Raw genomic sequence first — 25,616 nt, forward strand, 5'->3', positions numbered from 1 at the left:
CAAAACTGGAGGGCCGGCGCTGGTTAGAATCCAGCAGATTGAGTCGTTGGAAAAACCACGGTTGACCTGCATGACGAACTCAATCAAGATTGCCTTACTCAGCCCCGTACGTAGCGATTCAGTTCGCTGGCAGTTGGGGATGAAAAAACCGGCTTAGGCCGGTTTTTTCGTTTCTGAGGATTTTTTGTGCGCACAGCTTGCTTTGTTGATGGCTACAACCTGTTCTACGGATTGCTCGCCGGTACACCTTATAAATGGCTGAATCTCAGGAGCCTGCTTTCGCATATCACGCACATCGAAAATCCGAAAAGCTCGATTAGCTCGATTGATTACTTCACGTCCCCCATCAAGCCCCAACTGGCAACGCTTGGAAGAATATCCAAGGAAGCTCAAGACTCTTATATAAAGGCGTTGCGAGCCAGCAATGTCACTGTGCATTTTGGTCGTCATCAGCTCGAACCCGCCAAAGCTCCAAGGTTCGTCGGCAGACACACTCCTGCTTCCCGCCAAGACAAAGTCGATATCTGGAAGTTGGAAGAAAAAGAAACCGATGTTCACATCGCCATTAGCATGTACCGCGCGGCGAGCCGACAGACAGCACGTGCGGCTCACGAGTGCATTGAACAGATTGTGCTGGTATCTGGCGATACAGACATGACACCTGTCCTGAAAGCCGTGCGAGCAGACTTTCCCAATGTAATTATCGGGATCATTCTTCCTTATCGCGCGGATTCTGATCGACCAGCCCCTGGCGCCCTGAAAAACCACTCACACTGGATACGGCGCGTCATCACCGCTGACGAGCTGTTGTCGCATCAATTCCCGGACCGGGTTCCCACTCACAAGAAACCCGCCATCAAACCGGATTACTGGTAGCCGCCAAAGCCTCCGGATACACCGACTCCCATCCCCCACCCAGCGCCTTGTACAACCCGACCATCGCCAGTGAAACGCCCGTGGAGCTTTCCACCCACTGCTCCTGAGTCGCGAGCAACGCGCCCTGCACGGTGAGGACGTTGACGAAATCGACCACACCTTCGACGTATTGCTGTTGCGCGGTGCGCAGGGCGATCTGGTTCTGGCGCACGGCTTCGGCGAGGCTGTCGCGGCGGCGTTGACTGGCGTTGTAGGCGGTCAGCTGATCGTCGATTTCATGCCAGGCGCGCAAGACGGTTTGCTGGTAGGCGATGGCCGCTTCCTGTTGCTGGGCTTCGCGCAATTGCAGCACGCCGCGCAGGCGTCCACCGTCGAACAGCGGCAGGCTCAGTTGCGGGCCGATACTGAAGGCGCGCGAACCCCATGAGCCGAAATCACTGAGCTGCATGGCCTGCGAACCGAGGTTGCCGGACAGGGTGATGCGCGGATAGAAATCCCCCTTTGCGACGCCGATATTGGCGGTGGCGGCGTGCAGACGCGCCTCGGCCTGGCGAATGTCCGGACGGCGTTCGGCCAGTTGCGAAGGCAGGCCGATGGCGACTTGCGGTGGCGACTGCGGCACCGGCGCGTCTGTGGAAAGCGCCTGGTTCAATGCTTGTGGCGGCTCCCCCATCAACAGGCTGAGGGCGTTGATCAATTGCGCCTGACGCTGCTCCAACGCCGGCAGGCGCGACTCGATGGCCGCCACCTGAGCGGCGGCTTCGGCGACATCCAGGTCCGTCGCCACGCCATCGTTCAAACGCAGCTGCGAGAGTTTCAGGCTGTGCCGGGCGACGTCAAGGTTCTGCTCGGTGACCGCACGGGTGTTCTGTACGCCGCGCAGCTGGATGTAGTTCTGCGCCGTGTCGGCGAGTACCGCCAGCAGCACGCCGCGCCGGTCGTTCTCCGCAACTTGCAGAGTGGCATCGGCGGCTTCGGTTTCCCGGCGCACACGGCCCCAGAAATCCAGCTCCCAGGAAGCGGAAAAACCGGCGTCCCACAGGTTGAAGGCCGAGTCGCCGTTGTGCCCGGACGGATCGTTCAGGCCCTCGCCGCTGTTGCGCTTGCGCCCGTAGCTGCCGGTGACGGCGGTGTTGGGATAACGATCGGCAGTCATCACCTGGCGCACGGCGCGGCTTTGTTGCAGGCGACTGCTGGCCAGTTGCAGATCCAGGTTGCTGCGCAAGGCGCGCTGGGTCAGGGCCGAGAGCTGTGCGTCGTGAAAGACCTCCCACCAGCGTTCGTTCAAAGGATCGCTGACGGCCTGGCCCGGCGCGGATCTGGCGGGCTTGGCCCAGTCGGCGATTTGCGTGGCCTGGGGTTTGTGGAAGTCAGGGCCGACGGTACAAGCCGTCAGGCTGCCGGCAAGCAGGGCGCCAGCAATGAGTTGCTTGAGCCGGCCTCTTCGCGAGCAAGCCTGCTCCCACAAAAAATGCCCCGCCGCGAAGGCGTCAGTCCGGTCATCACGAATCATCGCTGAGTCACCTCACGCGCCGACGTCGCCGAACTGGCGGTGTCGATGCTCGCCTCCACCGACATCCCCACCCGCAGCCGCTCGGTCAAAGGCTGACCCGGCTCCAGCAGGATCTTCACCGGAATACGCTGCACGACTTTGGTGAAATTGCCGGTGGCGTTGTCCGGTTTCACCGCTGCGAATGTCACGCCGGTAGCCGGGGCGATGCTTTCGACGCGGCCGTTCAGGGCTTCACCGCCGAGGCTGTCGACCCGCACTTGCACGTCCTGTCCTGGCTGTACGTCGGTGAGCTGGGTTTCCTGGAAGTTGGCGACCACATAGGCCTGGCGCAGCGGCACCACCGCCAGCAGTTTGCTGCCCGGCGTCACGTAGGCGCCGACCCGCACCGCGCGCTCGCCGATCATGCCGTCTTGAGGTGCGGTGATGCGCGTGTAGGACAGCTCGAAACTGGCGATTTCCAGCGCCGCTTGTGCACGCTTCAAGCCCCCTTCGGCGGCATCACGCTGAGCGGTGAGGATCTCGACCTGCTTGCGCTCCGCCGCCAGTTTCGCGGTAGCGGTGTCGAGACTCGCCGTCGCCTGATCGATGCGGGTACGCGCCTGTTGCGCGTTCTGTACAGTGCCCGCACCGACGCCCGCGAGGTGGTTGTAGCGATTCAACTCCTGCTGGGCGAACGCCATCTGTGCTTTAGCCGAGACCACCGAAGCCTGCGCCTGAGCGATCACCGACGCCTGACGCTCCAGCGTCGCCCTGGCGTTTTGCAGTTGTGCGCGGGCCACCAGGGTTTGCGCATCCGCCGCTTCGGCGGCGGCGCGCAGGTCACGGTCATCGATCAGCGCCAGCAACTGTCCGGCCTTGACCTGCTGGTTGTCCTCCACCAGCACTTGCTTGATGAAGCCCGCCACCCGTGGCACCACCAGGGTGAAGTCGGCGGAAATATAGGCGTCGTTGGTGCTCTGCTGGGTGCGTTTGCCGAACAGGCCCGGCATCGCCAGGTACAGCAACACCCCGACAGCCAACGTGGCGGCCACCGCGACCGCGATTTTTTTCTTTGCTTGCGTCGTCATAAAAACCTTCTGTTTCAGTACAGCCATCAGGTTGGCGCGCGCGGCGGATAAATCCGCGTCGGCAGCCAGAAAATCAACAGGATCAGCGCCACCGCGACGCCCGCCATGCACAAATAGAGATCGGAGGACGTCAGCACCAGCGCCTGTTCGTGCAGACGATGGGCAAGACCGGCGCTGTCGGATTCGGCCAGCGGCGAGTTGCCGAGGCGATCGACCAGCATCGTCGAATGAAAATGCAGGCGCGAGGTGGTCAGCGCTTCGATCACCCCGGTGGCGACCACCGCCGCCAGGCCCTTGACGGTGTTGAACCAGGCCGAAGCGAACGGCCCGTCCAGCGGCGTGATGCTGCCGGTGGAGAGCATCAGCAGCGGCAGCACCGCCATCGGCTGACCGAAGATTTGCAGCCACTGCAGGACATAGAAGTCATCGCGAATCCACGCTGAGGTCAGTTGCGAACCGCCCAGGCACGACAGCGCCAGCATGCTCAGACCGATCCCCAGCACCCAGCGGCAATCGACCCAACGCAGGTTGCACAACGCCGCCACCAGCGGCAGCGCAATCAGTTGTGGCAGCGCAGCGATCAGCATGATCGGCGCCGTCTGCACCGGGCGATAACCCTGCACCTGCGCCAGATAACTCGACGGGATCAACACCACCGCCAACAGAATCACCAGCACGCCGGCCAGGGTCATCAGGGCGAACGACAGGTTGCGGATGCCGAGCATCTGCAACTTGAAGAACGGAATCGGCTGCGACCATTCATTGATCAGGAACGCCACCAGCAACAGTGAGCCGGCGCCGAGCAGCGCGCAAATCAGGTTCGATTCGAACCAGTCCAGACGATTGCCCTGCAACAGGCCGATCACCAACATGCAGATCGCCGGAAAACCCAGCAGCAGGCCTTTCCAGTTGAAGGACTTGAGCCGTTCGAGTCGCAACGGATCCTGCGGCAAGCCATACGCCACGGCGACCATGGCAATCAGGCAGGGCACGATGATCTGCCAGAATGTCCACTGCCAGCCGACATGCTCCGTCCACATCCCCGCCAGTGGCGTGCCGAGGCCGGGGCCGAAGGTGGCGGTGAGCGCGTAACCGGCCAGGCCATACAGTTTGATGTTCGCCGGCAGGAAGCGCAGAGCCACCGTCATCAGCATCGGCGGCAACGCGCCGCCGGCCAGCCCCTGCAAGGTGCGCATCAACAGCAGGCTTTCGTAGTTCGGGGCGAACGGACAAAGCACGCCGAGCAGGGTGAAGACGCTGATGGCAACGAGGGTGAAGCGGCGCAGGGAGAAGGTCACCGAGCACCACGGCGCGAATGCCATGGCGGCCACCGAGGTGGCGGTGTAGCTGGCGACCAGCCAGGTGCCTTCGTCGTAGCCGATACCCAGGGCACCACGAATGTCGGCGAGGGCGACCTTGGTCACCATCTCGTTGAGGCCGGACACCAGCACCGCCAGCAGCACGCCGACCAGGCCGATGATGATCCGCGCCCCGAACACCGGTGGCGAAGCCGTCGCCGGAGCGGCTGCGGCCACCGGTGCCGGAACCGTCAGGGATGTCATGGACGCTAACTCCGGATAGAAAAATACCGGAGCATCTTAGTCGGGCTTGGCAATGACGAAAATTGACTTGTCGGAAGGTTATAAGTGCGTTTGACGCAGCAATAAAAGTTCAGCGTTTTGTGGGCGCTTATGGCTCAAGGCTGTGCCGCCCGCCAGGTTTCATCGCAGCAGGTCTTGAGGGTTTCCCGCAGCCAGCGGTGGGCCGGATCCTTGTCGAAGCGTGGATGCCAGGCCTGGGTCAGCATCAGCGTCGGCAGCGGGATCGGCAGGTCGAACGAGCGCAGTTTCAGCCCCAGTCGCCGCACGCTCAACAGCGCTTCCTTGGGCACCGGCAGAATCAGGTCGGAGTCCGGCAAGGCGAACATCGCCGCGTGAAAACTTGGCGCGATCACCGCCACCCGCCGCTCCAGGCCCAGCGCGTTGAGCGCCGTGTCGATCGGCCCCCTGGCGATGCCACGGCGGGACATGCTGATGTGGGAAAACCCGGCGTAACGCTCGGCGGTGATTTCCTGATCGAACAACGGATGGTCTTCACGTACCAGGCCGACGAAGTGGGTGGAAAACAGATTCTGCACCTTCACTTCCGGCGTCACCGGGCGCGTGTTGCTCACGCTCAGGTCGATCCGCCCTTCGCGCAGCGCCTCATCATCACCATCGCCTTCCGGGACGAAGCGCAGCTCGCAGTGCGGCGCCTGACGGTCGAGGGTGTCGAACAGTTTGCCGCCGTACACGCCGACGAAAAAATCGTTGGCGCGAATGCTGAACCGCCGGCGCAGGGTGCCCAGCTCCACCGCATCCGCCGAACGGAACAGCAACGCCGCCTGCTCGACCACGTCGCGCACTTGCTCGCGCAACTCCAGCGCCTTGGGCGTCGGCACCAGACCTCGGCCAGCGCGCACCAGGATCGGATCACCGATGGCTTCGCGGATGCGCGTCAGGGTCCGGCTCATCGCCGCCGGGCTCAGGTTCATCCGCCGCGCGGCGCCGACCACACTGCCCTCGTCGAGCAAGGCGTCGAGGGCGACCAGCAGGTTCATGTCCGGGAGTTGCATTTTTAGCACTCGTTGCCGATCAGAATTGACTCTGACGCAATGCTAGCAGACATGCCTTGAATTTTGCGGCGCCATTGCAGACCACAGAAAAGGTTAGCGCTGCATACCCCAGCGCTTCACCGTCACCCGCTCCAGGCTGTCAAACACCAGGTTCTCCACCAGCAACCCGATCAGAATCACCACCGCCAGCCCGGCAAACACCTTGTCGGTGTACAGCTCGTTACGGTTCTGGAAGATGTACCAGCCCAGGCCGCCCTTGCCGCTGGTGGCGCCGAACACCAGTTCAGCGGCAATCAACGTGCGCCAGGCGAAGGCCCAGCCGATCTTCAGGCCGGCCAGAATCGACGGCAGCGCCGCTGGAATCAGAATGAACAGCACAAAACGCATGCCCTTCAAGCCGTAATTGCGCCCGGCCATGCGCAGGGTCTCCGAGACGCCGAGAAATCCAGCGTAAGTGTTCAGCGCCAGCGCCCACAGCACCGAATGCACCAGCACGAAAATCAGGCTGTTCTGCCCCAGACCGAACCACAACAGCGCCAACGGCAGCAAGGCAATCGCTGGCAACGGGTTAAACATCGAGGTCAGCGTGCTCAGCAGATCCCGGCCGAACCGGGTCGACACCGCCAGCGTGGTCAGGGCAAACGCCAGGACAATGCCGATCAGGTAACCCTTGACCAGCACCATCAGGGAAATCCACACTTTGTCCAACAGTTCGCCGCTGAGCAGACCGTCATACAGCGCGTGGCTGGTCTGGACGAAACTCGGCAAGAGCAGATCGTTGTTCTGCACCCGGGCGATCACCTCCCAGAGCACCGCCAGCAGAATCAGGATCAGACTTTTGCGCAGCCAGCCCTGTTGCCACAAGCGCTGGCCCAGCGGCAGTTCACGCTCCAGCGGCACACTGGTCAGCGGCTCCAGAACGGTTTCGAACGCTTCACGTACAGGTGATGAATGGCTCATCGGGCAATCCTCCAGGCCGCTCAATAAGCGATACGGATATCAGTGAAATCCAGCTCGCGTTCGGTTTCCGGCGACTGGCCTTCGTCGAACAACAGCCGATGAATATGCCGCGCCGACGCTTGAAACTCCGCGCCACCGAGACTGTGCAAATCGTATTGATGGCTGTGGACTTCCGCCCTCACCCTTCCAGGATGCGGCGACAACAGCAGGATGCGATTGCCGACCACCAGCGCCTCTTCGATCGAGTGGGTGACGAACAACAGCGTGAAACGCACTTCCTCCCACAGCAACAGCAGCTCTTCCTGCATCTTGCGCCGGGTCAGGGCATCCAGCGCGGCGAACGGCTCGTCCATCAGCAGAATTTTCGGTTGCATCGCCAGCGCGCGGGCAATCGCCACCCGTGCCTTCATGCCGCCGGACAGGGTGTGCGGGTAGGCGTCGGCAAACGCCGCCAGACCGACCTTTTCCAGGTAATGCAGGGCGCGCGCTTCGGCTTCCTTTTTCTTCAACGTGCGCGAGGCCAGCAGCGGGAACATCACGTTCTGCTTCACGGTTTTCCACGGCGGCAGTTGGTCGAACTCCTGGAACACCACGATCCGGTCCGGCCCCGGCCCATCGACACGCTGGCCTTGCAGGCGAATCTCGCCTTCGCTGGGCGCGATGAACCCGGCGACGGCTTTGAGCAGGGTCGATTTACCGCACCCGGACGGCCCCAGCAGCACATAGCGGTCCGCCGGATCGATCTCGAAACTGACCTGGTGCGTGGCGCGCACGACGCGCTGCGCCGTGCGGTATTCGAGGCTGACATGATCGACCGCCAGCAGTGCGTCGGCGCTGGCGATCGGGTTGCTGGCCGCGTGGCCTTGCAAAGGGGCGTTCATGTCGATCAGCTCCCTTGCAGCGGTTTGGCATCCTGGAAGAAGTAGTCCTTCCACGACTCCGGTTTGTTCTTGATCGCGCCGACCCGGTAGAGGAACTCCGCCAACGGGTAGGTGTTTTTCGGCGTGACGCTGAACTCGAACTGCGGGTTATCGATGATTTTCAGCAGCGCGGCGCGGTCGATCTTGGCCTTGGTCACGCGGATGTAGGTGTCCGCCGCCGCGCCCTTATCGTTCTGCGCGAACTGCGCCGCTTCCGTCAGGGCTTCGACGAACGCCTTGTAGGTCTTGGGGTTGTCGTTGCGGAACTTCTCGGTGGCGAACAGCACAGTCGGCGAGTTCGGGCCGAGCACGTCATAGGAGTTGAGCACCACATGCACATTCGGATTTTCCAGCGCCTGATCCTGGAATGGCGGGTTGGAGAAGTGCCCGGTCAGTTCGGTTCCGCCGGCGATCAACGCAGCGGTGGCATCCGGGTGCGGGACGGCAATCGTGTACTTGTCCAGGCGATTGAATTCCTTGTCGCCCCACTGCTTGGCCGCCGCGTATTGCAGGAAGCGTGACTGCACCGACACCCCGACCGCCGGCACGGCAATGCGATCCTTCTCGGTGAAGTCGGCGATGGTCTTGACCTTGGGATTGTTGCTCACGAGGTAGTACGGAAAGTTGCCCAGCGAGGCCACGGCCTTGACGTTCTGCTTGCCATGGGTGCGATCCCAGATGGTCAGCAGCGGACCGACGCCGGCCCCGGCAATGTCGATGGAGCCGGACAGCAAGGCATCGTTGACCGCCGCGCCGCCGGACAACTGCGTCCAGTCGACCTTGATGTCGAGGCCTTCCTGCTTGCCGTACTTCTCGATCAGTCCCTGATCGCGCACCACATTGAGCAACAGATAAACAATGCCGAACTGCTCGGCGATACGGATTTCACCTTCAGCGTGGGCCACGGTCGGCGCCACCAGGCTGCCGGCGATCAGGCTGAAACCCAGGCCGATGGCAGCGGCCAGCGGCGCGAATGGAAGACGTTTGGACATGATCGGTTCTCCGGCAAATCAGAAAGGCGCGTCGCCCTGAATGGTGGTGCGATACAGCTTGCGGCGCAGGTGGCTGGGGCAACCGGCGGCCAGATGAATCAGCGAGCGGTTATCCCAGAACACCAGGTCGTGGGGCTGCCATTGATGGCGGTAGATGTTCTGCGGCAGCACGCTGTGCGCGTAAAGCTCGGCGAGCAGTTGATTGCTCTCGTCTTCCGGCAGACCGACGATACGGGTGGTGAAGCCTTCGCTGACGAACAATGCCTTGCGGCCGTTTTCCGGATGGGTGCGGACGACCGGATGAACCACTTCGGCGACCTGGGCCAGTTGCTCCGGGGTCAGGGTCGGGCGCCAGTTGCCTTCGAATTTGGTTTCGCTGTAACGCGCGGTGTAGGAGTGCGCGGCCGAACGGCCCTCGACCGCTTTGCGCAGCGCTTCGGGCAGGTTGTCCCAGGCCTTGTGCATGTCGGCGAACAGGGTATCGCCACCCTCGGACGGCAGTTCCTGGGCGTGAAGCATCGAACCGAGGCTCGGCAGCTCTTTATAGGAGAGATCGGAATGCCAGAACTTGCCGGCATCGCCCAGGCCGATGTTCTGGCCGTTCTCGACGATGTTGGAAACGATGAGGATTTCCGGGTGGCCGGCCAACAGGAACTGCTTGAGCACATGGATCTGCAACACGCCGAAGCGGCGGCTGAAATCGATCTGTTGTTGCGGGGTGATGCGCTGGTCGCGGAACACCACAACATGGTGGTCGAGGTGCGCGCGGTGAATGCGGACAAAGTCCTGATCGTTGACAGGCAGCGCCAGGTCCAGACCAATGATCTCGGCGCCCACGGCACCGCTGAACGGACGAATCTCGAAAGTTTGCGGCGCGACAGTCGCGGCGCTCGGGGTAGCAGTGGCTGCGGACATCAATCAATCTCCCACGCACGGCGCGCTCAAGGGCGCGCGCGTCGATCAGAAACTCACGCTGGACTGCGTGTTGGTTCGTGTCGTGCGGCGCGCCGATTGGTCGGCAGGTACGCAGGAGGGTGACTTTATAGATATAAGAACTGGAAATTAAATACCGTTAACGAATAACGATATGGCGATTGGCGAGGAATGGACCGGCTGGTGAGTGACGGTTTTTGTCACTTGCTGACTGATTGTGCTGCCTGGCAGAACGCCTTCGCGGGAAAGCCCGCGAAGGCGTCAGTGAAACCAGCGAAGACCTACCGCTCGTGCAGCGCCTCGGCCCGCGCGCGGATGATCGGCTTGAGCAGATAGCTCAGCACGGTCTTTTTGCCCGTGATGATGTCCACCGACGCCACCATCCCCGGAATGATCAGCAACGGCTTCTCGTCAGTCCCCAGATGGCTGCGCTCGGTGCGCAACTTGATGACGTAGTAGGTGGTTTTCTTGTCTTCATCGGTGATGGTGTCGGCGCCGATCTGCTCCAGCTTGGCCTTCAACCCGCCATAAATGGTGTAGTCATAGGCGGTGAATTTCACCGTCGCTTCCTGGCCCGGATGCAGGAACGCGATGTCCTGCGGGCGGATCTTGGCTTCGACCAGCAGCGTGTCGTCCAGCGGCACGATTTCCAGCAGATCACTGCCCGGCTGGATCACGCCACCGATGGTGTTGACCAGCATCTTGTTGACGATACCGCGCACCGGCGAGGTAACCAGCGTCCGGCTGACCCGGTCTTCCAGCGCCTTGCCCGTGGCCTGGGCCTTGTTCAGGTCAGTGCGCGCTTCGTTGAGCTGGGTCAGGGCTTCGCTGCGGAACTTGCCGCGAGTCTCGTCGATCTTGCGTTGTACTTCCTTGATCGCCGATTCGGCACGCGGAATCGCCAGGGTGGTGGCGTCGAGCTGACCACGGGTTTCGACCTCGGCACGCTTGAGCCGCAGCACTTCCACCGGCGACACCGCGCCTTGGGCCACCAGCGGCTCGGACATGTTGATTTCCTGGCGCTGCAGACCGAGTTGCTGACGGTACTGCGCCTGCTTGGAGGTGAACTCGCGCAGCTCTTGCTGGCGCTGGATCAACTGCTCCTGCAAGCCGCCCACCTCATCGTGCAGTTGCTGACGGCGGCTGATGTACAGCGACTCTTCGCTTTTCGCCTGACCGGGCACGGCTTTGAGCACGTCTTCGGGGAAGTTGAGCGGACGATCATCGACCTCGGCGCTCAGGCGCTCCACTCGCAACAGCATCGACAGGCGATCGGCCTCGGTTTCGCCAACGTTGGAGGCAAATCGCGTGTCATCCAGGCGCACCAGTGGCGCGCCGGCCTCGACGATCTGGCCTTCCTTGACGTACAGCTCGGAGACGATGCCGCCCTCCAGGTTCTGGATTTTCTGGATCTTCGACGACGGAATCGCCTTGCCGTCACCCTTGGTCACTTCGTCGATCACCGCGAAGTTGGCCCACAGCAGGAGGAAGACGAAAAAGCCAATGATCGCCCAGATCGTCAGGCGCACCACCCGGGGGGCGTCCTCGATCAGCGCCTTGTTGACCTCCGGCAGCGGCTGGCCCTGCAACGATGCAGAGCCTTTGAAGTAGCGACGGATCGAATCCTTGACACCCGACTTAAGCAACACTGATCTGCCCCTTCTTCAACGCTTCCATCACGGCGGCTTTCGGGCCATCGGCGAGAATCTGCCCACGGTCGACCACCAGCAGGCGATCCACCAGCGACAGCAGCGATGCCCGGTGCGTTACGAGCACCACAGTCTTGTTTTCAACCACCGCCGCAAGGCGTTGCTTGAGGCGTTCTTCGCCGGTGTTGTCCATGGCGCTGGTCGGTTCGTCCAGCAGCAGGATCGGCGGATTGAGCAACAGCGCCCGGGCCAGGGCGACGTTCTGCCGCTGACCGCCGGACAGGTTCTGCCCACGCTCGCCGACTTGCAGTTCATAACCCTGCGGGTGCAGGCGGGCGAACTCATGCACGCCGGCCAGTTCGGCGGCTTGCAGCACCAGCTCGTCCTCGACGTAGCGGGCGCCGGAAATCAGGTTGTCGCGCAGGGTGCCGGCCAGCAACTGGATGTCCTGGGGCACGTAACCGATGTTGTAGCGCAGCTCGCTGACGTCAATCTGGCGGATGTCGACGCCATCCACCAGCAGCGCGCCGTCGTCCGGCTGATACAGACCGACCAGCAGCTTGGCCAGCGAGCTCTTGCCCGAGCCGCTGCGACCGATGATGCCGATTTTCTCGCCGGGGCGGATGACCAGGTTGATGTTCTTCAGTGCCGGATTCTGTTGCTGCGGGTAGGTAAAGTTGAGCTGGCGGCACTCGATGGCGCCTTGCAGCACTTTGCGGCTCAGCGGACGCTCTTCGAAATTGCGCTCCTGGGGCAGCTCCATCATCTGGTCGACCGAGGTCATGGTCACCCGTGCCTGCTGGTAGCGGGTCAGCAGGCCGGACAGCGACGCCAGCGGGCTGAGCGCGCGGCCGCTGAGCATGTAGCAGGCGATCAGGCCGCCCATGCTCAGGTTGCCGGCGATGATCTGGTACACGCCGAAGACGATCATGATCACCCCGGCCAGTTGCTGGATCAGCAGGGTGATGTTCATCGCCAGGCCGGAAAGCATTTTCACCCGCAGCTCTAGACGGCTGAGGGTGCCGATGGTCTGTTCCCACTGGTACTGGCGTTCGCTTTCGGCGTTGTTGACCTTCACCGCATCGAGGCCGGCGAGGGTTTCGATCAGGCTGGACTGGCGCTCGGCGCCCAGCGCCATGGTGCGCTCCATGGTTGCCACCAGCGGCTTCTGCAAGGCGTAGCCGATGGCCAGGGCAATCGGGAAGGCCAAGACCGGAATCCACACCAGATGCCCGCCAAGAATGGCGATCACGATGAAGATCAGGATAGTGAACGGCAGGTCGATCAGGCTGGTCAGCGTCAGCGAGGCGAGGAAATCGCGCAGGCTCTGAAACTCGTGGATGTTCTGGGCAAAGCTGCCGACCCGCGCCGGACGGTACTTCATCGCCATGCCGACGATGCGCTCGAACAGCGTGGCGGAGATGATCAGGTCGGTTTTCTTGCCGGCCAGATCCAGGCACAGGCTGCGCAGGCTTTTCAGGATCAGGTCGAAAAGGTAGGCGCCGGTGATGCCCAGTGCAAGGACCCACAAGGTCGCTTCGGCCTGGTTCGGCACTACGCGGTCGTAGACGTTCATCACGAACAGCGGCGCCGCCATGGCGATGATGTTGATCAGCAGGCTGGCGGCGATGGCGTCGGCGTACAGCCAGCGCGAGCGTTTGAGGGTGTCACGGAACCACGAGCGCGCGCGGGGGATCAGCGTGCCGTGGTTGACGTCGAATTTGTGCTGGGGCTGGGCGAAAAAGACTTTGCCGGTGTAATCGTCGGCCAGCAGTTCGCGACTGACCAGCGACTCGCCGCCATCGCTTTCGCTGAGCAGCACCCGCGCCTCGGTTTCACCCTGCCAGCCGAGCAGGACGGCACTGCGACCATCCTTGAGCAACAGCAGCGCCGGCATGGCAATGGCGGGGATCTCTTCCAGCTTGCGCTGCAGCACCCGCCCTTGCAGGCCGGCGCGAGCCGCCGCGCGGGGCAACAACTCGATACTCAGGCGCTGCTTGGGTAGCGGCAGGCCGGTGGTCAGCATCGCCGCACTGGCGGGCTTCTGGTGCAGCATGCACAGGGCGAGCAGACCATCCAGCAAGGGATCGTCGTGCAACGCGCGTGGATCATGACTGAGATGAACTCGACTGACTTCTGATTCCACGCTCGGCACTCTTTAACTGTTGAAAAGGGACAACTCAATTCATCCCAGGCAGTTGGACCTTGGGCTTCACGTCGTTCTGCACAACGGATGCCAACGGTGCGACCACTCCCTGGCTCTTGAGCAACTCGCCCATGGTCGCCTTGATTCGGTATTGAGTAAATAACTGAATGTTCTTGATCTCGGCCAGACGCCGCGAAGCGGTGAACAGTTCGTTTTCACTGTCGAGCAAATCCAGCAGGGTTCGCTCGCCCAGACTGAACTGGCGCTGGTAGGCGGTGCGCACCGCGGTGCTGTGATCGACGTACTGCTGGGCGATCGGCACCTGGGCGTTGGCATTGTTCAGGGCGTTCCAGGCCAGGCCCAGTTCTTCGTTCAACTGGCGCAGGGCGTTGTTGCGGATGTCCAGGGCCTGGTTCGACAGATAGGCCTTGGATTCCAGATCAGCCTTGTTGCTGCCGCCGGAGTACAGGTTGAAGCGCATGCGCAACATGGCCTGCCATTCGTTGTTGTGGCCGTTCTGACCATCGAGGTCATTGTCGGCGGTACGACCCAACTCGGCATCGAAGCGCGGATAGAAGGTCGACTTGGCGGTTTCGTACTGTTTCTCGGCGGCGGCGATGTCCGACTCGGCCGAACGCAGGATCGGGCTGTTTTCCAGCATCTGCGTACGCGCTTCGTTGAGGTTGGCCGGCATCATCGCCATGAACGGCGCCGGACGCTCCAGTTGATCGGGCATCTGGCCGACGGCGCTGAGGAAGTTGGTTTCCGAGTCGGCGAGGTTGGTCTGCTCGGTGATCAGGTTGTTACGGGCCTGAGCCATCCGCGCTTCGGCCTGGTCAAGGTCGGCACCGCTGCCGACCCCACGCTGGGTGCGCAACTGGATCTGGTCATAGATGCGCTGGTGGCTCTTGAGGTTTTCGTCGGCCAGACGCACGAACTCACGACGGGTCAGGACATCCAGATAGACCTGAGCCACGGTCAGCGCGGTGCGCTCGGAAGTGCCGAGCAGCGAGTAGGCGCGGGAGTTGACGGTGGCTTGTTGACGCCCGACTTCGCTGGACGTCGCAAAACCGTCGAACACCATTTGCGAGAGACGCAAACTTGACTCGCTGCGGTTCAACGTTTCCCAGTGATTGCCGCCGCCGTTGGCGCGGGTGGTGACACTGTCAGTGCCTTCACGGCCATAACCGCCCAGCAGATCGACCTTGGGCAGGTATCCACCTTTCGCCGCCTTTAACTGATAATCCGCGGCCAAACGACTATTCACGCCTGCCTGGATCTCCGGATGGACATCCAGTGCCTGCTGCATGGCTTCTGGTAAGGATTGTGCTTGTACGAAAGAGGCGGCGAGAGCGAAGGGTAGAGCCTTGAACAGGTGCGAACGCATGTTGAATATTTCCCAGGACTTCTTGTCTTGAATCACAGCAAACAAGCGTGCTGCGTCGGAAGATGGCAACCGGAATGACCGTATGTCGGAAAGTTTAAAACCGGAACTGGATCACACACTGAGGGTAGGGTCGCCACACAAATATCAATGTGACATTAGTGGGGCGATTGTTTAGGATGGCACCCAGAAGGTCAATAGTTTGGCATAAAGTTAATAGCGAAAAAATATAGCCAAATTATTGACGAAAATTAGCGTCAATCTTGTTAGCAAATTTTAAAAGTACGTCCAGACTGAATCGGCGCCCAAAGCCATCAGGTCTATGGAAGTCAACTGAACGTGACACCCGGAGAGTCTTCAATGAGCAGTGTTGTTGCCATCGTCAAAAGCATTGTCGGTCAGGTATTCGTGGTGTCCCCGGAGGGCATCCGCCGCGTACTCGTTGAAGGCGACCGCCTGTTCGCCGGCGATCAGGTCGATACCGGCGCGGCCGGCGCCGTGTCGCTGGAGCTGGCTGATGGCCGCACCCTGGATCTGGGTCGCGACACGCAGTGGAGCGCCAGCACCCCGGACTCCAGCACCGACCTGGCTGAAGCCACCGCGCAGGCCGCACCGTCCGTTGCCGAGCTGCAGCAGGCCATTGCCGCCGGTGTCGACCCGACCACCGCCCTTGAAGCCACCGCAGCCGGCCCGAGCGCCGCAGGCACTGGCGGCGCCGCCGGTGGCGGTCACAGCTTCGTGATGCTCGATGCCACCGCCGGCCGCGTCGACCCGACCATTGGTTTCCCGACCGCAGGCATCAATGCGGCTGGCCAGGCGGCCCAGAACATCACGGGCGCGCAGACCACCGATACCACCACCAACGCCCTGCGTGATTCGACCCTGAGCCTCAGCGCCACGCCGACCATCACCGAAGCCGGCGGCGTGCTGGTGTACACCGCGACGCTGACCCAGGCACCGCTGACCGACCTGACCATCACCCTGTCCAACGGCTCGGTGATCGTGATTCCGGCCGGCTCCACCACCGGCACCGTCAACGTGCCCCTGGCGCCGAACGACACCGTTTATAACGACCCGACCCAGATCGACGTGACCGTCACCGGGACCACGGGCGGCAACGGCATCACCGTGACCCCGCCGACCACTCCGGCCACCACCCAGGTCACCGACACCATCGACACCACCACCGTCACCCTGACGGCGGGCAACAGCGTCACCGAAGGTGGACAGATCACCTACACCGCGACCCTGACCAACCCGGCACAGACTCCGGTCACCGTCACCCTGTCCAACGGTTCGACCATCACCATCGAAGCCGGCCAGACTACCGGCACTGTCAACGTGCCGACCCCGGCCAATGACGTCTACAACAATGGCAGCACCGTCAGCACCACGATCACTGGCGCTACCGGCGGTAATTTCGAGAATCTGGTGCCGAACACGACGCCAGCGGTGACCACCATCACCGACTCGATCGACACCACCAACCTGACCCTGACCGCCACCGGCAGCGTCACTGAAGGTGGGCAGATCACCTACACCGCGACCCTGACCAATCCGGCTCAGACTCCGGTGACCGTCACCCTGTCCAACGGTTCGACCATCACCATCGGCGCGGGCCAGACCACCGGCACCGTCAACGTGCCGACGGCGGCCAATGACGTCTACAACAACGGCAGCACCGTCAGCACCACCATCACCGGCGCTACCGGCGGTAACTTCGAGAGTCTGGTGCCGAACACGACGCCAGCGACCACTACCATTACCGATTCGATCGACACCACCAGCGTAAGCCTCACGGCCACTGGCAGCGTTGTCGAGGGCGGACAGATCACCTACACCGCGACCCTGACCAACCCGGCCCAGACTCCGGTCACCGTCACCCTGTCCAACGGTTCGACCATCACCATTGAAGCCGGCAAGACCACCGGCACCGTCAACGTGCCGACAGCGGCCAATGACGTCTACAACAACGGCAGCACCGTCAGCACCACCATCACCGGCGCTACCGGCGGTAACTTCGAGAATCTGGTGCCGAACACGACGCCAGCGACCACCACCATTACCGATTCGATCGACACCACCAGCGTAAGCCTCACGGCCACTGGCAGCGTTGTCGAGGGTGGTCAGATCACCTACACCGCGACCCTGACCAACCCGGCTCAGACTCCGGTGACCGTCACCCTGTCCAACGGTTCGACCATCACCATTGAAGCCGGCAAGACCACCGGCACCGTCAACGTGCCGACGGCGGCCAATGACGTCTACAACAACGGCAGCACCGTCAGCACCACCATCACCGGCGCTACCGGCGGTAACTTCGAGAATCTGGTGCCGAACACGACGCCAGCGGTGACCACCATCACCGACTCGATCGACACCACCAACCTGAGCCTGTCGGCTTCATCCAGCGTCGCCGAGGGCGGCTCGATCGTTTACACCGCGACGTTGACCAACCCGGCCGGCACTCCGGTGACCGTAACGCTGAGCAACGGCGCCGTGATCACCATTGAGGCGGGTAAAACCACCGGCACCGTGAGCGTTCCGGCGCCTGCCGATGACGTTTACAAGGATGCAGGCACCGTTGAAGCCACGATCAAGGGCGTCACGGGCGGTAACTTCGAAAACCTGGTGCCGAGCACCGTTCCGGCCGTGACCCAGGTCACCGACACCATCGACACCACGACCGTGAAGCTGACCGCGACCGAGTCTGCTGCGGAAGGTGGCACCGTCACTTACACCGCCACCGTGGGCGCTCCAGTGACCGGATCGCCAGTGACCGTGACTCTGGCTAACGGCCAGAGCATCACCATCGAAGTCGGCAAGACCACCGGCACCGTGACCACCACGGCGCCGAACGATGCGCTGACTGGTCATGCGCCGCTGACCAATGCGATCACCGACGTGAGCGGTGGCAACTACGAAAACCTGGTTGCCGATAAGACGCCGGTTTCGACCACTGTTACTGACACCGTCGACACCACCAACCTGTCGCTGAGCGCGACCGGTTCCGTGGCCGAAGGTGGTTCGATCATCTACACCGCCACGCTGACCAACGCTGCCGGCTCGCCAGTCACCGTGACCCTGTCGAACGGGGCGGTGATCACCATCGATGCCGGTAAAACCACCGGCACGGTGACCGTTCCGGCACCGGCAGATGACGTCTACAAGGACGCCGGTAAGGTAGAAGTAACGATCAAGGATGCGTCCGGCGGCAACTTCGAGAACCTGGTGCCAAGCACCGTTCCAGCTGTCACCGAAGTCACCGACACCATCGATACTTCGACCGTCAAACTTACAGCTGACACCTCGGTAGCCGAGGGCGGCACCGTTACCTACACCGCTACTGTCGGCGCTCCGGTAACCGGCTCTCCTGTCGTCGTGACGTTGGCTAATGGCCAATCGATCACCATCGAAGTGGGCAAGACCACTGGCACCGTCACCACCACCGCGCCGAATGATGCGCTGACCGGTCATGCGCCGCTGACCAACGCAATCACCGATGTGAGCGGTGGTAACTACGAAAACCTGGTGGCTGATAAGACACCGGTTTCGACCACTGTGACTGACACCGTCGACACCACCAACCTTTCGCTCAGCGCGACCGGCTCCGTGGCTGAGGGTGGTTCGATTGTTTACACCGCCACCCTGACCAATGCTGCTGGCTCGCCGGTCACCGTGACCTTGTCGAACGGCGCCGTGATCACCATCGATGCCGGTAAAACCACTGGCACCGTCACCGTCGATGCACCGAAGGACGATGTCTACAAGGACGCCGGCAAAGTCGAAGCGACCATTTCGACCGCGACCGGTGGCAACTTCGAAAACCTGGTGCCAAGCACTGTTCCGGCAGTGACCCAGGTCACCGATACCATCGACACCACGACCGTGAAGCTGACCGCGACCGAGTCTGCTGCGGAAGGTGGCACCGTCACTTACACCGCCACCGTTGGTGCGCCAGTAACCGGTTCTCCTGTGACCGTGAACCTGTCCAACGGCCAATCGATCACCATCGAAGTAGGTAAAACCACTGGCACCGTCACCACCACCGCGCCGAATGATGCGCTGACCGGTCATGCGCCGCTGACCAACGCGATCACCGACGTGAGCGGGGGCAACTACGAAAATCTGGTGGCCGACAAGACACCGGTTTCGACCACTGTCACCGATACCGTCGACACGACCAACCTGTCGCTGAGTGCAACCGGCACCGTGGCCGAAGGTGGTTCGATTGTTTACACCGCGACCCTGACCAACGCTGCCGGCTCGCCGGTGACCGTGACCTTGTCGAACGGTGCAGTCATCACCATCGACGCCGGTAAAACCACCGGCACCGTCACCGTTCCGGCTCCTGCTGATGACGTCTATAAAGACGCCGGCAAAGTCGAAGCAACGATTTCGACCGCTACCGGTGGCAATTTCGAAAACCTAGTACCAAGCACTGTTCCGGCAGTAACTCAGGTCACCGATACCATCGACACCACCACCGTGAAGCTCACTGCTTCCGAAACGGCAGCTGAGGGTGGCACCGTCACCTACACCGCGACCGTCGGTGCGCCAGTAACCGGCTCGCCTGTCGTCGTGACGTTGGCTAATGGCCAAAGCATCACCATCGAAGTAGGTAAAACCACTGGCACCGTGACCACCACTGCGCCGAACGATGCATTGACTGGTCATGCGCCGCTGACCAACGCGATCACCGACGTGAGCGGGGGCAACTACGAAAATCTGGTCGCCGACAAGACACCGGTTTCGACCACAGTCACCGATACCGTCGACACCACCAACCTCTCGCTCAGCGCGACCGGCTCCGTGGCTGAGGGTGGTTCGATTGTCTACACCGCAACGCTGACCAACGCTGCTGGTTCGCCAGTGACCGTGACATTGTCGAACGGTGCAGTCATCACCATCGACGCCGGTAAAACCACCGGCACCGTCACCGTTCCGGCTCCTGCTGACGATGTGTACAAAGACGCTGGCAAAGTCGAAGCAACCATTTCGACCGCCACGGGCGGCAACTTCGAGAATCTGGTGCCGAGCACCGTTCCGGCCGTGACCCAGGTCACCGACACCATCGACACCACGACCGTGAAGCTGACCGCGACCGAGTCGGCGGCGGAAGGTGGCACCGTCACTTACACCGCGACCGTGGGCGCTCCCGTCACCGGCTCGCCAGTGACCGTGACCCTGGCTAACGGCCAGAGCATCACCATCGAAGTGGGTAAGACCACTGGCACCGTAACGACTACGGCGCCAAACGATGCGTTGACCGGTCATGCGCCGCTGACCAACGCGATCACCGATGTGAGCGGTGGTAACTACGAAAACCTGGTGGCTGACAAGACGCCGGTTTCGACCACTGTGACTGACACCGTCGACACCACCAACCTGTCGCTGAGCGCGACCGGTTCCGTGGCCGAAGGTGGTTCGATTGTTTACACCGCGACCCTGACTAACGCCGCAGGTTCGCCGGTGACCGTGACATTGTCGAACGGTGCAGTCATCACCATCGACGCCGGTAAAACCACCGGCACCGTCACCGTTCCGGCTCCTGCTGACGATGTGTACAAAGACGCTGGCAAAGTCGAAGCAACCATTTCGACCGCCACGGGCGGCAACTTCGAGAATCTGGTGCCGAGCACCGTTCCGGCCGTGACCCAGGTCACCGACACCATCGACACCACCACGGTCAAACTGACCGCGACAGAGTCGGCGGCGGAAGGTGGCACCGTCACTTACACCGCGACCGTTGGTGCGCCAGTAACCGGTTCGCCGGTGACCGTAAACCTGTCCAACGGCCAATCGATCACCATCGAAGTCGGCAAAACTACTGGCACCGTGACGACTACGGCACCGAACGATGCGCTGACTGGTCATGCGCCGCTGACCAACGCCATTACCGATGTGAGCGGTGGCAATTACGAAAATCTGGTGGCTGACAAAACGCCAGTCAGCACCACCGTCACCGACACCGTCGACACCACTAACCTGTCGCTGAGCGCGACCGGTTCCGTGGCCGAAGGTGGTTCGATCATCTACACCGCCACGCTGACCAACGCTGCTGGCACTCCGGTGACCGTGACGTTGAGCAACGGTGCCGTGATCACCATCGATGCCGGTAAAACCACTGGTACGGTGACCGTTCCGGCACCGGCCGATGACGTCTACAAAGACGCCGGCAAAGTCGAAGCGACCATTTCGACCGCGACCGGTGGCAACTTCGAAAACCTGGTGCCAAGCACTGTTCCGGCAGTGACCCAGGTCACGGATACCATCGACACCACTACCGTGAAGCTGACCGCAACCGAGTCAGCGGCAGAAGGTGGCACCGTCACTTACACCGCCACTGTTGGAGCGCCAGTCACCGGTTCGCCAGTGACCGTAACCCTGTCCAATGGCCAATCGATCACCATCGAAGTCGGCAAGACCACCGGCACCGTGACCACCACGGCGCCAAACGATGCGCTGACTGGCCACGCACCGCTGACCAATGCGATCACCGATGTGAGCGGTGGTAATTACGAAAATCTGGTGGCTGACAAAACCCCTGTCAGCACCACCGTCACCGACACCGTCGACACCACCAACCTGTCGCTGAGCGCGACCGATGCGGTGAACGAAGGTGGGCAGATTACTTACACCGCGACCCTGACCAACGCTGCTGGCACTCCGGTGACCGTGACGTTGAGCAACGGCGCCGTGATCACCATCGACGCCGGTAAAACCACCGGCACCGTGACCGTCGATGCACCGAAGGACGATGTCTACAAGGACGCCGGCACCGTTGAAGCGACCATCAAAGGCGCAACCGGTGGCAACTTCGAAAATCTGGTCACCAGCAACACCCCGGCAGTGACGACGGTCCACGACACCATTGACACCTCCACCGTGTCGCTGACAGCCACGGCGAACGTCGCCGAAGGCGAAACCGTGGTCTACACCGCGACCGTGACGGCGCCAGTGACCGGTTCGCCGGTCGTCGTGACCCTGTCCAACGGCCAGACCATCACCATCGCGGTCGGCGAAACCGTCGGCACCGTGAACTTCGTCGCGCCGAACAGCCCGTTGGCCGGCGGCAGTTCCCTGAGCGTGACCATTGATGGTGCGACCGGCGGCAACTACGAAAAACTGCAAGTCGATGGCAAGTCCGCCGACACAGCGGTTTCGGACACCACCGATACCACCAACCTGAACCTGACCGCGACCGACTCGGTCGCCGAAGGCGGTTCGATCGTCTACACCGCCACCCTGACCAACCCGGCCGGCACACCGGTGACTGTGACCCTGTCGAACGGGGCGGTCATTACCATTGAAGCCGGCAAGACCACCGGCACCGTGACCGTTCCGGCGCCTGCGGATGACGTCTACAAGGATGCGGGTAAAGTCGAAGCGACCATTTCGACCGCGACCGGCGGCAACTTCGAAAATCTGGTGTCGAGTCCTGTTCCGGCGGTGACCAACATCACCGACACCATCGACACCACCACCGTGAAGCTGACCGCTTCCGAAACGGCGGCTGAGGGTGGCACTGTTACTTACACCGCGACTGTCGGCGCTCCAGTGACCGGGTCGCCAGTGACCGTGACTCTGGCTAACGGCCAGAGCATCACCATCGAAGTCGGCAAGACCACCGGCACCGTGACCACCACGGCGCCGAACGATGCGCTGACTGGTCATGCGCCGCTGACCAATGCGATCACCGACGTGAGCGGTGGCAACTACGAAAACCTGGTGGCTGATAAGACGCCGGTTTCGACCACTGTCACCGATACCGTCGACACGACCAACCTGTCGCTGAGTGCAACCGGCACCGTGGCCGAAGGTGGTTCGATTGTTTACACCGCGACCCTGACCAACGCTGCCGGCTCGCCGGTGACCGTGACCTTGTCGAACGGTGCAGTCATCACCATCGACGCCGGTAAAACCACCGGCACCGTCACCGTTCCGGCTCCTGCTGATGACGTCTATAAAGACGCCGGCAAAGTCGAAGCAACGATTTCGACCGCTACCGGTGGCAATTTCGAAAACCTAGTACCAAGCACTGTTCCGGCAGTAACTCAGGTCACCGACACCATCGACACCACTACCGTGAAGCTGACCGCTTCCGAAACGGCGGCTGAGGGTGGCACTGTTACTTACACCGCGACTGTCGGCGCTCCAGTGACCGGGTCGCCAGTGACCGTGACTCTGGCTAACGGCCAGAGCATCACCATCGAAGTCGGCAAGACCACCGGCACCGTGACCACCACGGCGCCGAACGATGCATTGACCGGTCATGCGCCGCTGACCAACGCGATCACCGATGTGAGCGGTGGTAACTACGAAAACCTGGTGGCTGACAAGACGCCGGTTTCGACCACTGTTACTGACACCGTCGATACCACCAACCTGTCGCTGAGCGCGACCGGTTCCGTGGCTGAGGGTGGTTCGATTGTCTACACCGCGACGCTGACCAACGCTGCTGGTTCGCCAGTGACCGTGACCCTGTCGAACGGGGCCGTGATCACCATCGATGCCGGTAAAACCACCGGCACGGTCACCGTTCCGGCTCCTGCTGATGACGTCTATAAAGACGCCGGCAAAGTCGAAGCGACCATTTCGACCGCTACCGGTGGCAACTTCGAAAATCTGGTGCCAAGCACTGTTCCGGCAGTAACTCAGGTCACCGACACCATCGACACCACTACCGTGAAGCTGACCGCTTCCGAAACGGCGGCTGAGGGTGGCACTGTTACTTACACCGCGACTGTCGGCGCTCCAGTGACCGGGTCGCCAGTGACCGTGACTCTGGCTAACGGCCAGAGCATCACCATCGAAGTCGGCAAGACCACCGGCACCGTGACCACCACGGCGCCGAACGATGCGCTGACTGGTCATGCGCCGCTGACCAACGCGATCACCGATGTGAGCGGTGGTAACTACGAAAATCTGGTTGCCGACAAGACGCCGGTTTCGACCACTGTTACTGACACCGTCGATACCACCAACCTGTCGCTGAGCGCGACCGGTTCCGTGGCTGAGGGTGGTTCGATTGTCTACACCGCGACGCTGACCAACGCTGCTGGTTCGCCAGTGACCGTGACCCTGTCGAACGGGGCCGTGATCACCATCGATGCCGGTAAAACCACCGGCACGGTCACCGTTCCGGCTCCTGCTGATGACGTCTATAAAGACGCCGGCAAAGTCGAAGCGACCATTTCGACCGCTACCGGTGGCAACTTCGAAAATCTGGTGCCAAGCACTGTTCCGGCAGTAACTCAGGTCACCGATACCATCGACACCACCACCGTGAAGCTGACCGCTTCCGAAACGGCGGCAGAAGGTGGCACTGTTACTTACACCGCGACCGTCGGCGCGCCGGTAACTGGCTCGCCGGTGACCGTGAACCTGTCCAATGGTCAGTCGATCACCATCGAAGTGGGCAAGACCACCGGCACCGTGACGACTACGGCACCGAACGATGCGCTGACTGGTCATGCGCCGCTGACCAATGCGATCACCGACGTGAGCGGGGGTAACTACGAAAATCTGGTTGCCGACAAAACCCCTGTTTCGACCACTGTGACCGACACCGTCGACACCACCAACCTGTCGCTCAGCGCGACCGGCTCCGTGGCTGAGGGTGGTTCGATCATCTACACCGCCACGCTGACCAACGCTGCCGGCTCGCCGGTGACCGTGACCTTGTCGAACGGTGCAGTCATCACCATCGACGCCGGTAAAACCACCGGCACCGTCACCGTTCCGGCTCCTGCTGACGATGTGTACAAAGACGCTGGCAAAGTCGAAGCAACCATTTCGACCGCCACGGGCGGCAACTTCGAGAATCTGGTGCCGAGCACCGTTCCGGCCGTGACCCAGGTCACCGACACCATCGACACCACCACGGTCAAACTGACCGCGACAGAGTCGGCGGCGGAAGGTGGCACCGTCACTTACACCGCGACCGTGGGCGCTCCCGTCACCGGCTCGCCAGTGACCGTGACCCTGGCTAACGGCCAGAGCATCACCATCGAAGTGGGTAAGACCACTGGCACCGTAACGACTACGGCGCCAAACGATGCGTTGACCGGTCATGCGCCGCTGACCAACGCGATCACCGATGTGAGCGGTGGTAACTACGAAAACCTGGTGGCTGACAAGACGCCGGTTTCGACCACTGTTACTGACACCGTCGACACGACTAACCTGTCGCTGAGCGCGACCGGTTCCGTAGCCGAAGGTGGTTCGATTGTTTACACCGCTACCCTGACTAACGCTGCTGGCTCGCCAGTCACCGTGACCCTGAGCAATGGCGCGGTCATTACCATCGACGCTGGTAAAACCACCGGTACCGTGACCGTTCCGGCTCTCGCTGATGACGTCTATAAAGACGCCGGCAAAGTCGAAGCAACCATTTCGACCGCAACCGGCGGCAATTTCGAAAACCTGGTGCCAAGCACTGTTCCGGCAGTGACTCAGGTCACCGACACCATCGACACCACCACCGTGAAGCTGACGGCGACCGCGTCGGCGGCTGAAGGTAGCACCGTCACCTACACCGCGACTGTCGGTGCGCCAGT

The 25,616-nt window shown here is 61.8% G+C and carries 13 protein-coding genes; 2 read left to right on the forward strand and 11 right to left on the reverse strand.

The window, feature by feature from the left end; all coding sequences use genetic code 11:
- The first annotated feature begins 186 nt into the window (after window positions 1–186).
- On the forward strand, window positions 187–876 hold the full coding sequence (locus N8H74_RS09445; protein WP_262147080.1) for an NYN domain-containing protein: 690 nt from the start codon (window positions 187–189) through the stop codon (window positions 874–876).
- Here N8H74_RS09445 and N8H74_RS09450 read toward each other — a convergent pair.
- The 11 genes from N8H74_RS09450 to N8H74_RS09500 all read right to left on the reverse strand — a co-directional run bounded on the left by N8H74_RS09450 (window position 857) and on the right by N8H74_RS09500 (window position 15,057).
- Window positions 857–2,389, reverse strand: coding sequence for an efflux transporter outer membrane subunit (locus N8H74_RS09450; RefSeq protein ID WP_262147081.1), 1,533 nt, complete (start codon window positions 2,387–2,389; stop codon window positions 857–859). The two genes, N8H74_RS09445 and N8H74_RS09450, sit on opposite strands and share 20 nt — an antisense overlap.
- Window positions 2,386–3,456: an HlyD family secretion protein gene (locus N8H74_RS09455; RefSeq protein WP_262147082.1), complete on the reverse strand. Its 1,071-nt coding sequence runs from the start codon at window positions 3,454–3,456 to the stop codon at window positions 2,386–2,388. The genes N8H74_RS09450 and N8H74_RS09455 overlap by 4 nt, the downstream gene beginning before the upstream one ends.
- A 26-nt stretch (window positions 3,457–3,482) precedes the next feature.
- Window positions 3,483–5,018, reverse strand: a complete 1,536-nt coding sequence (locus tag N8H74_RS09460; protein ID WP_217833062.1) for an MFS transporter — start codon at window positions 5,016–5,018, stop codon at window positions 3,483–3,485.
- Window positions 5,019–5,152: 134 nt separating this feature from the next.
- Complete coding sequence (locus N8H74_RS09465) at window positions 5,153–6,070, reverse strand: LysR family transcriptional regulator (RefSeq protein WP_217833063.1); 918 nt, start codon at window positions 6,068–6,070, stop codon at window positions 5,153–5,155.
- 93 nt (window positions 6,071–6,163) lie between these two features.
- On the reverse strand, window positions 6,164–7,030 hold the full coding sequence (locus N8H74_RS09470; RefSeq protein WP_262147085.1) for an ABC transporter permease: 867 nt from the start codon (window positions 7,028–7,030) through the stop codon (window positions 6,164–6,166).
- Between the two features lie 20 nt (window positions 7,031–7,050).
- Complete coding sequence (locus N8H74_RS09475) at window positions 7,051–7,911, reverse strand: ABC transporter ATP-binding protein (protein ID WP_262147087.1); 861 nt, start codon at window positions 7,909–7,911, stop codon at window positions 7,051–7,053.
- Window positions 7,912–7,916: 5 nt separating this feature from the next.
- On the reverse strand, window positions 7,917–8,942 hold the full coding sequence (locus N8H74_RS09480) for an ABC transporter substrate-binding protein (RefSeq protein ID WP_262147089.1): 1,026 nt from the start codon (window positions 8,940–8,942) through the stop codon (window positions 7,917–7,919).
- An 18-nt stretch (window positions 8,943–8,960) separates the two neighbouring features.
- The gene (locus tag N8H74_RS09485) at window positions 8,961–9,857 is read right to left on the reverse strand and encodes a TauD/TfdA family dioxygenase (RefSeq protein WP_262147091.1); all 897 of its coding nucleotides are present in this window, start codon (window positions 9,855–9,857) and stop codon (window positions 8,961–8,963) included.
- A gap of 299 nt (window positions 9,858–10,156) precedes the next feature.
- Window positions 10,157–11,524: an HlyD family type I secretion periplasmic adaptor subunit gene (locus N8H74_RS09490; protein WP_217833070.1), complete on the reverse strand. Its 1,368-nt coding sequence runs from the start codon at window positions 11,522–11,524 to the stop codon at window positions 10,157–10,159.
- On the reverse strand, window positions 11,514–13,670 hold the full coding sequence (locus N8H74_RS09495; RefSeq protein WP_217833071.1) for a type I secretion system permease/ATPase: 2,157 nt from the start codon (window positions 13,668–13,670) through the stop codon (window positions 11,514–11,516). The genes N8H74_RS09490 and N8H74_RS09495 overlap by 11 nt, the downstream gene beginning before the upstream one ends.
- 34 nt (window positions 13,671–13,704) lie before the next feature.
- Window positions 13,705–15,057 (reverse strand): TolC family outer membrane protein, encoded by a 1,353-nt coding sequence (locus N8H74_RS09500; RefSeq protein ID WP_217833072.1) that lies wholly within the window; start codon window positions 15,055–15,057, stop codon window positions 13,705–13,707.
- A gap of 357 nt (window positions 15,058–15,414) precedes the next feature.
- On the opposite strand from N8H74_RS09500, the gene N8H74_RS09505 reads away from it, so the two are divergent.
- Window positions 15,415–25,616: retention module-containing protein (locus tag N8H74_RS09505; RefSeq protein WP_262147096.1), on the forward strand; the 10,202-nt coding region annotated here is incomplete at its 3' end.

Origin of the sequence: Pseudomonas sp. B2M1-30 (genome assembly GCF_025447575.1) — a bacterium.
Lineage (GTDB): Bacteria > Pseudomonadota > Gammaproteobacteria > Pseudomonadales > Pseudomonadaceae > Aquipseudomonas > Aquipseudomonas botevensis.

What these genes read in the sequence shown, in the direction of transcription:
- N8H74_RS09475 (WP_262147087.1), bottom strand. Translation starts at nt 7,911, where the DNA reads ATGAACGCCCCTTTGCAAGGCCACGCGGCCAGCAACCCGATCGCCAGC.
- N8H74_RS09450 (WP_262147081.1), bottom strand. Translation starts at nt 2,389, where the DNA reads ATGATTCGTGATGACCGGACTGACGCCTTCGCGGCGGGGCATTTTTTG.
- N8H74_RS09500 (WP_217833072.1), bottom strand. Translation starts at nt 15,057, where the DNA reads ATGCGTTCGCACCTGTTCAAGGCTCTACCCTTCGCTCTCGCCGCCTCT.
- N8H74_RS09485 (WP_262147091.1), bottom strand. Translation starts at nt 9,857, where the DNA reads ATGTCCGCAGCCACTGCTACCCCGAGCGCCGCGACTGTCGCGCCGCAA.
- N8H74_RS09455 (WP_262147082.1), bottom strand. Translation starts at nt 3,456, where the DNA reads ATGACGACGCAAGCAAAGAAAAAAATCGCGGTCGCGGTGGCCGCCACG.
- N8H74_RS09480 (WP_262147089.1), bottom strand. Translation starts at nt 8,942, where the DNA reads ATGTCCAAACGTCTTCCATTCGCGCCGCTGGCCGCTGCCATCGGCCTG.
- N8H74_RS09470 (WP_262147085.1), bottom strand. Translation starts at nt 7,030, where the DNA reads ATGAGCCATTCATCACCTGTACGTGAAGCGTTCGAAACCGTTCTGGAG.
- N8H74_RS09465 (WP_217833063.1), bottom strand. Translation starts at nt 6,070, where the DNA reads ATGCAACTCCCGGACATGAACCTGCTGGTCGCCCTCGACGCCTTGCTC.
- N8H74_RS09460 (WP_217833062.1), bottom strand. Translation starts at nt 5,018, where the DNA reads ATGACATCCCTGACGGTTCCGGCACCGGTGGCCGCAGCCGCTCCGGCG.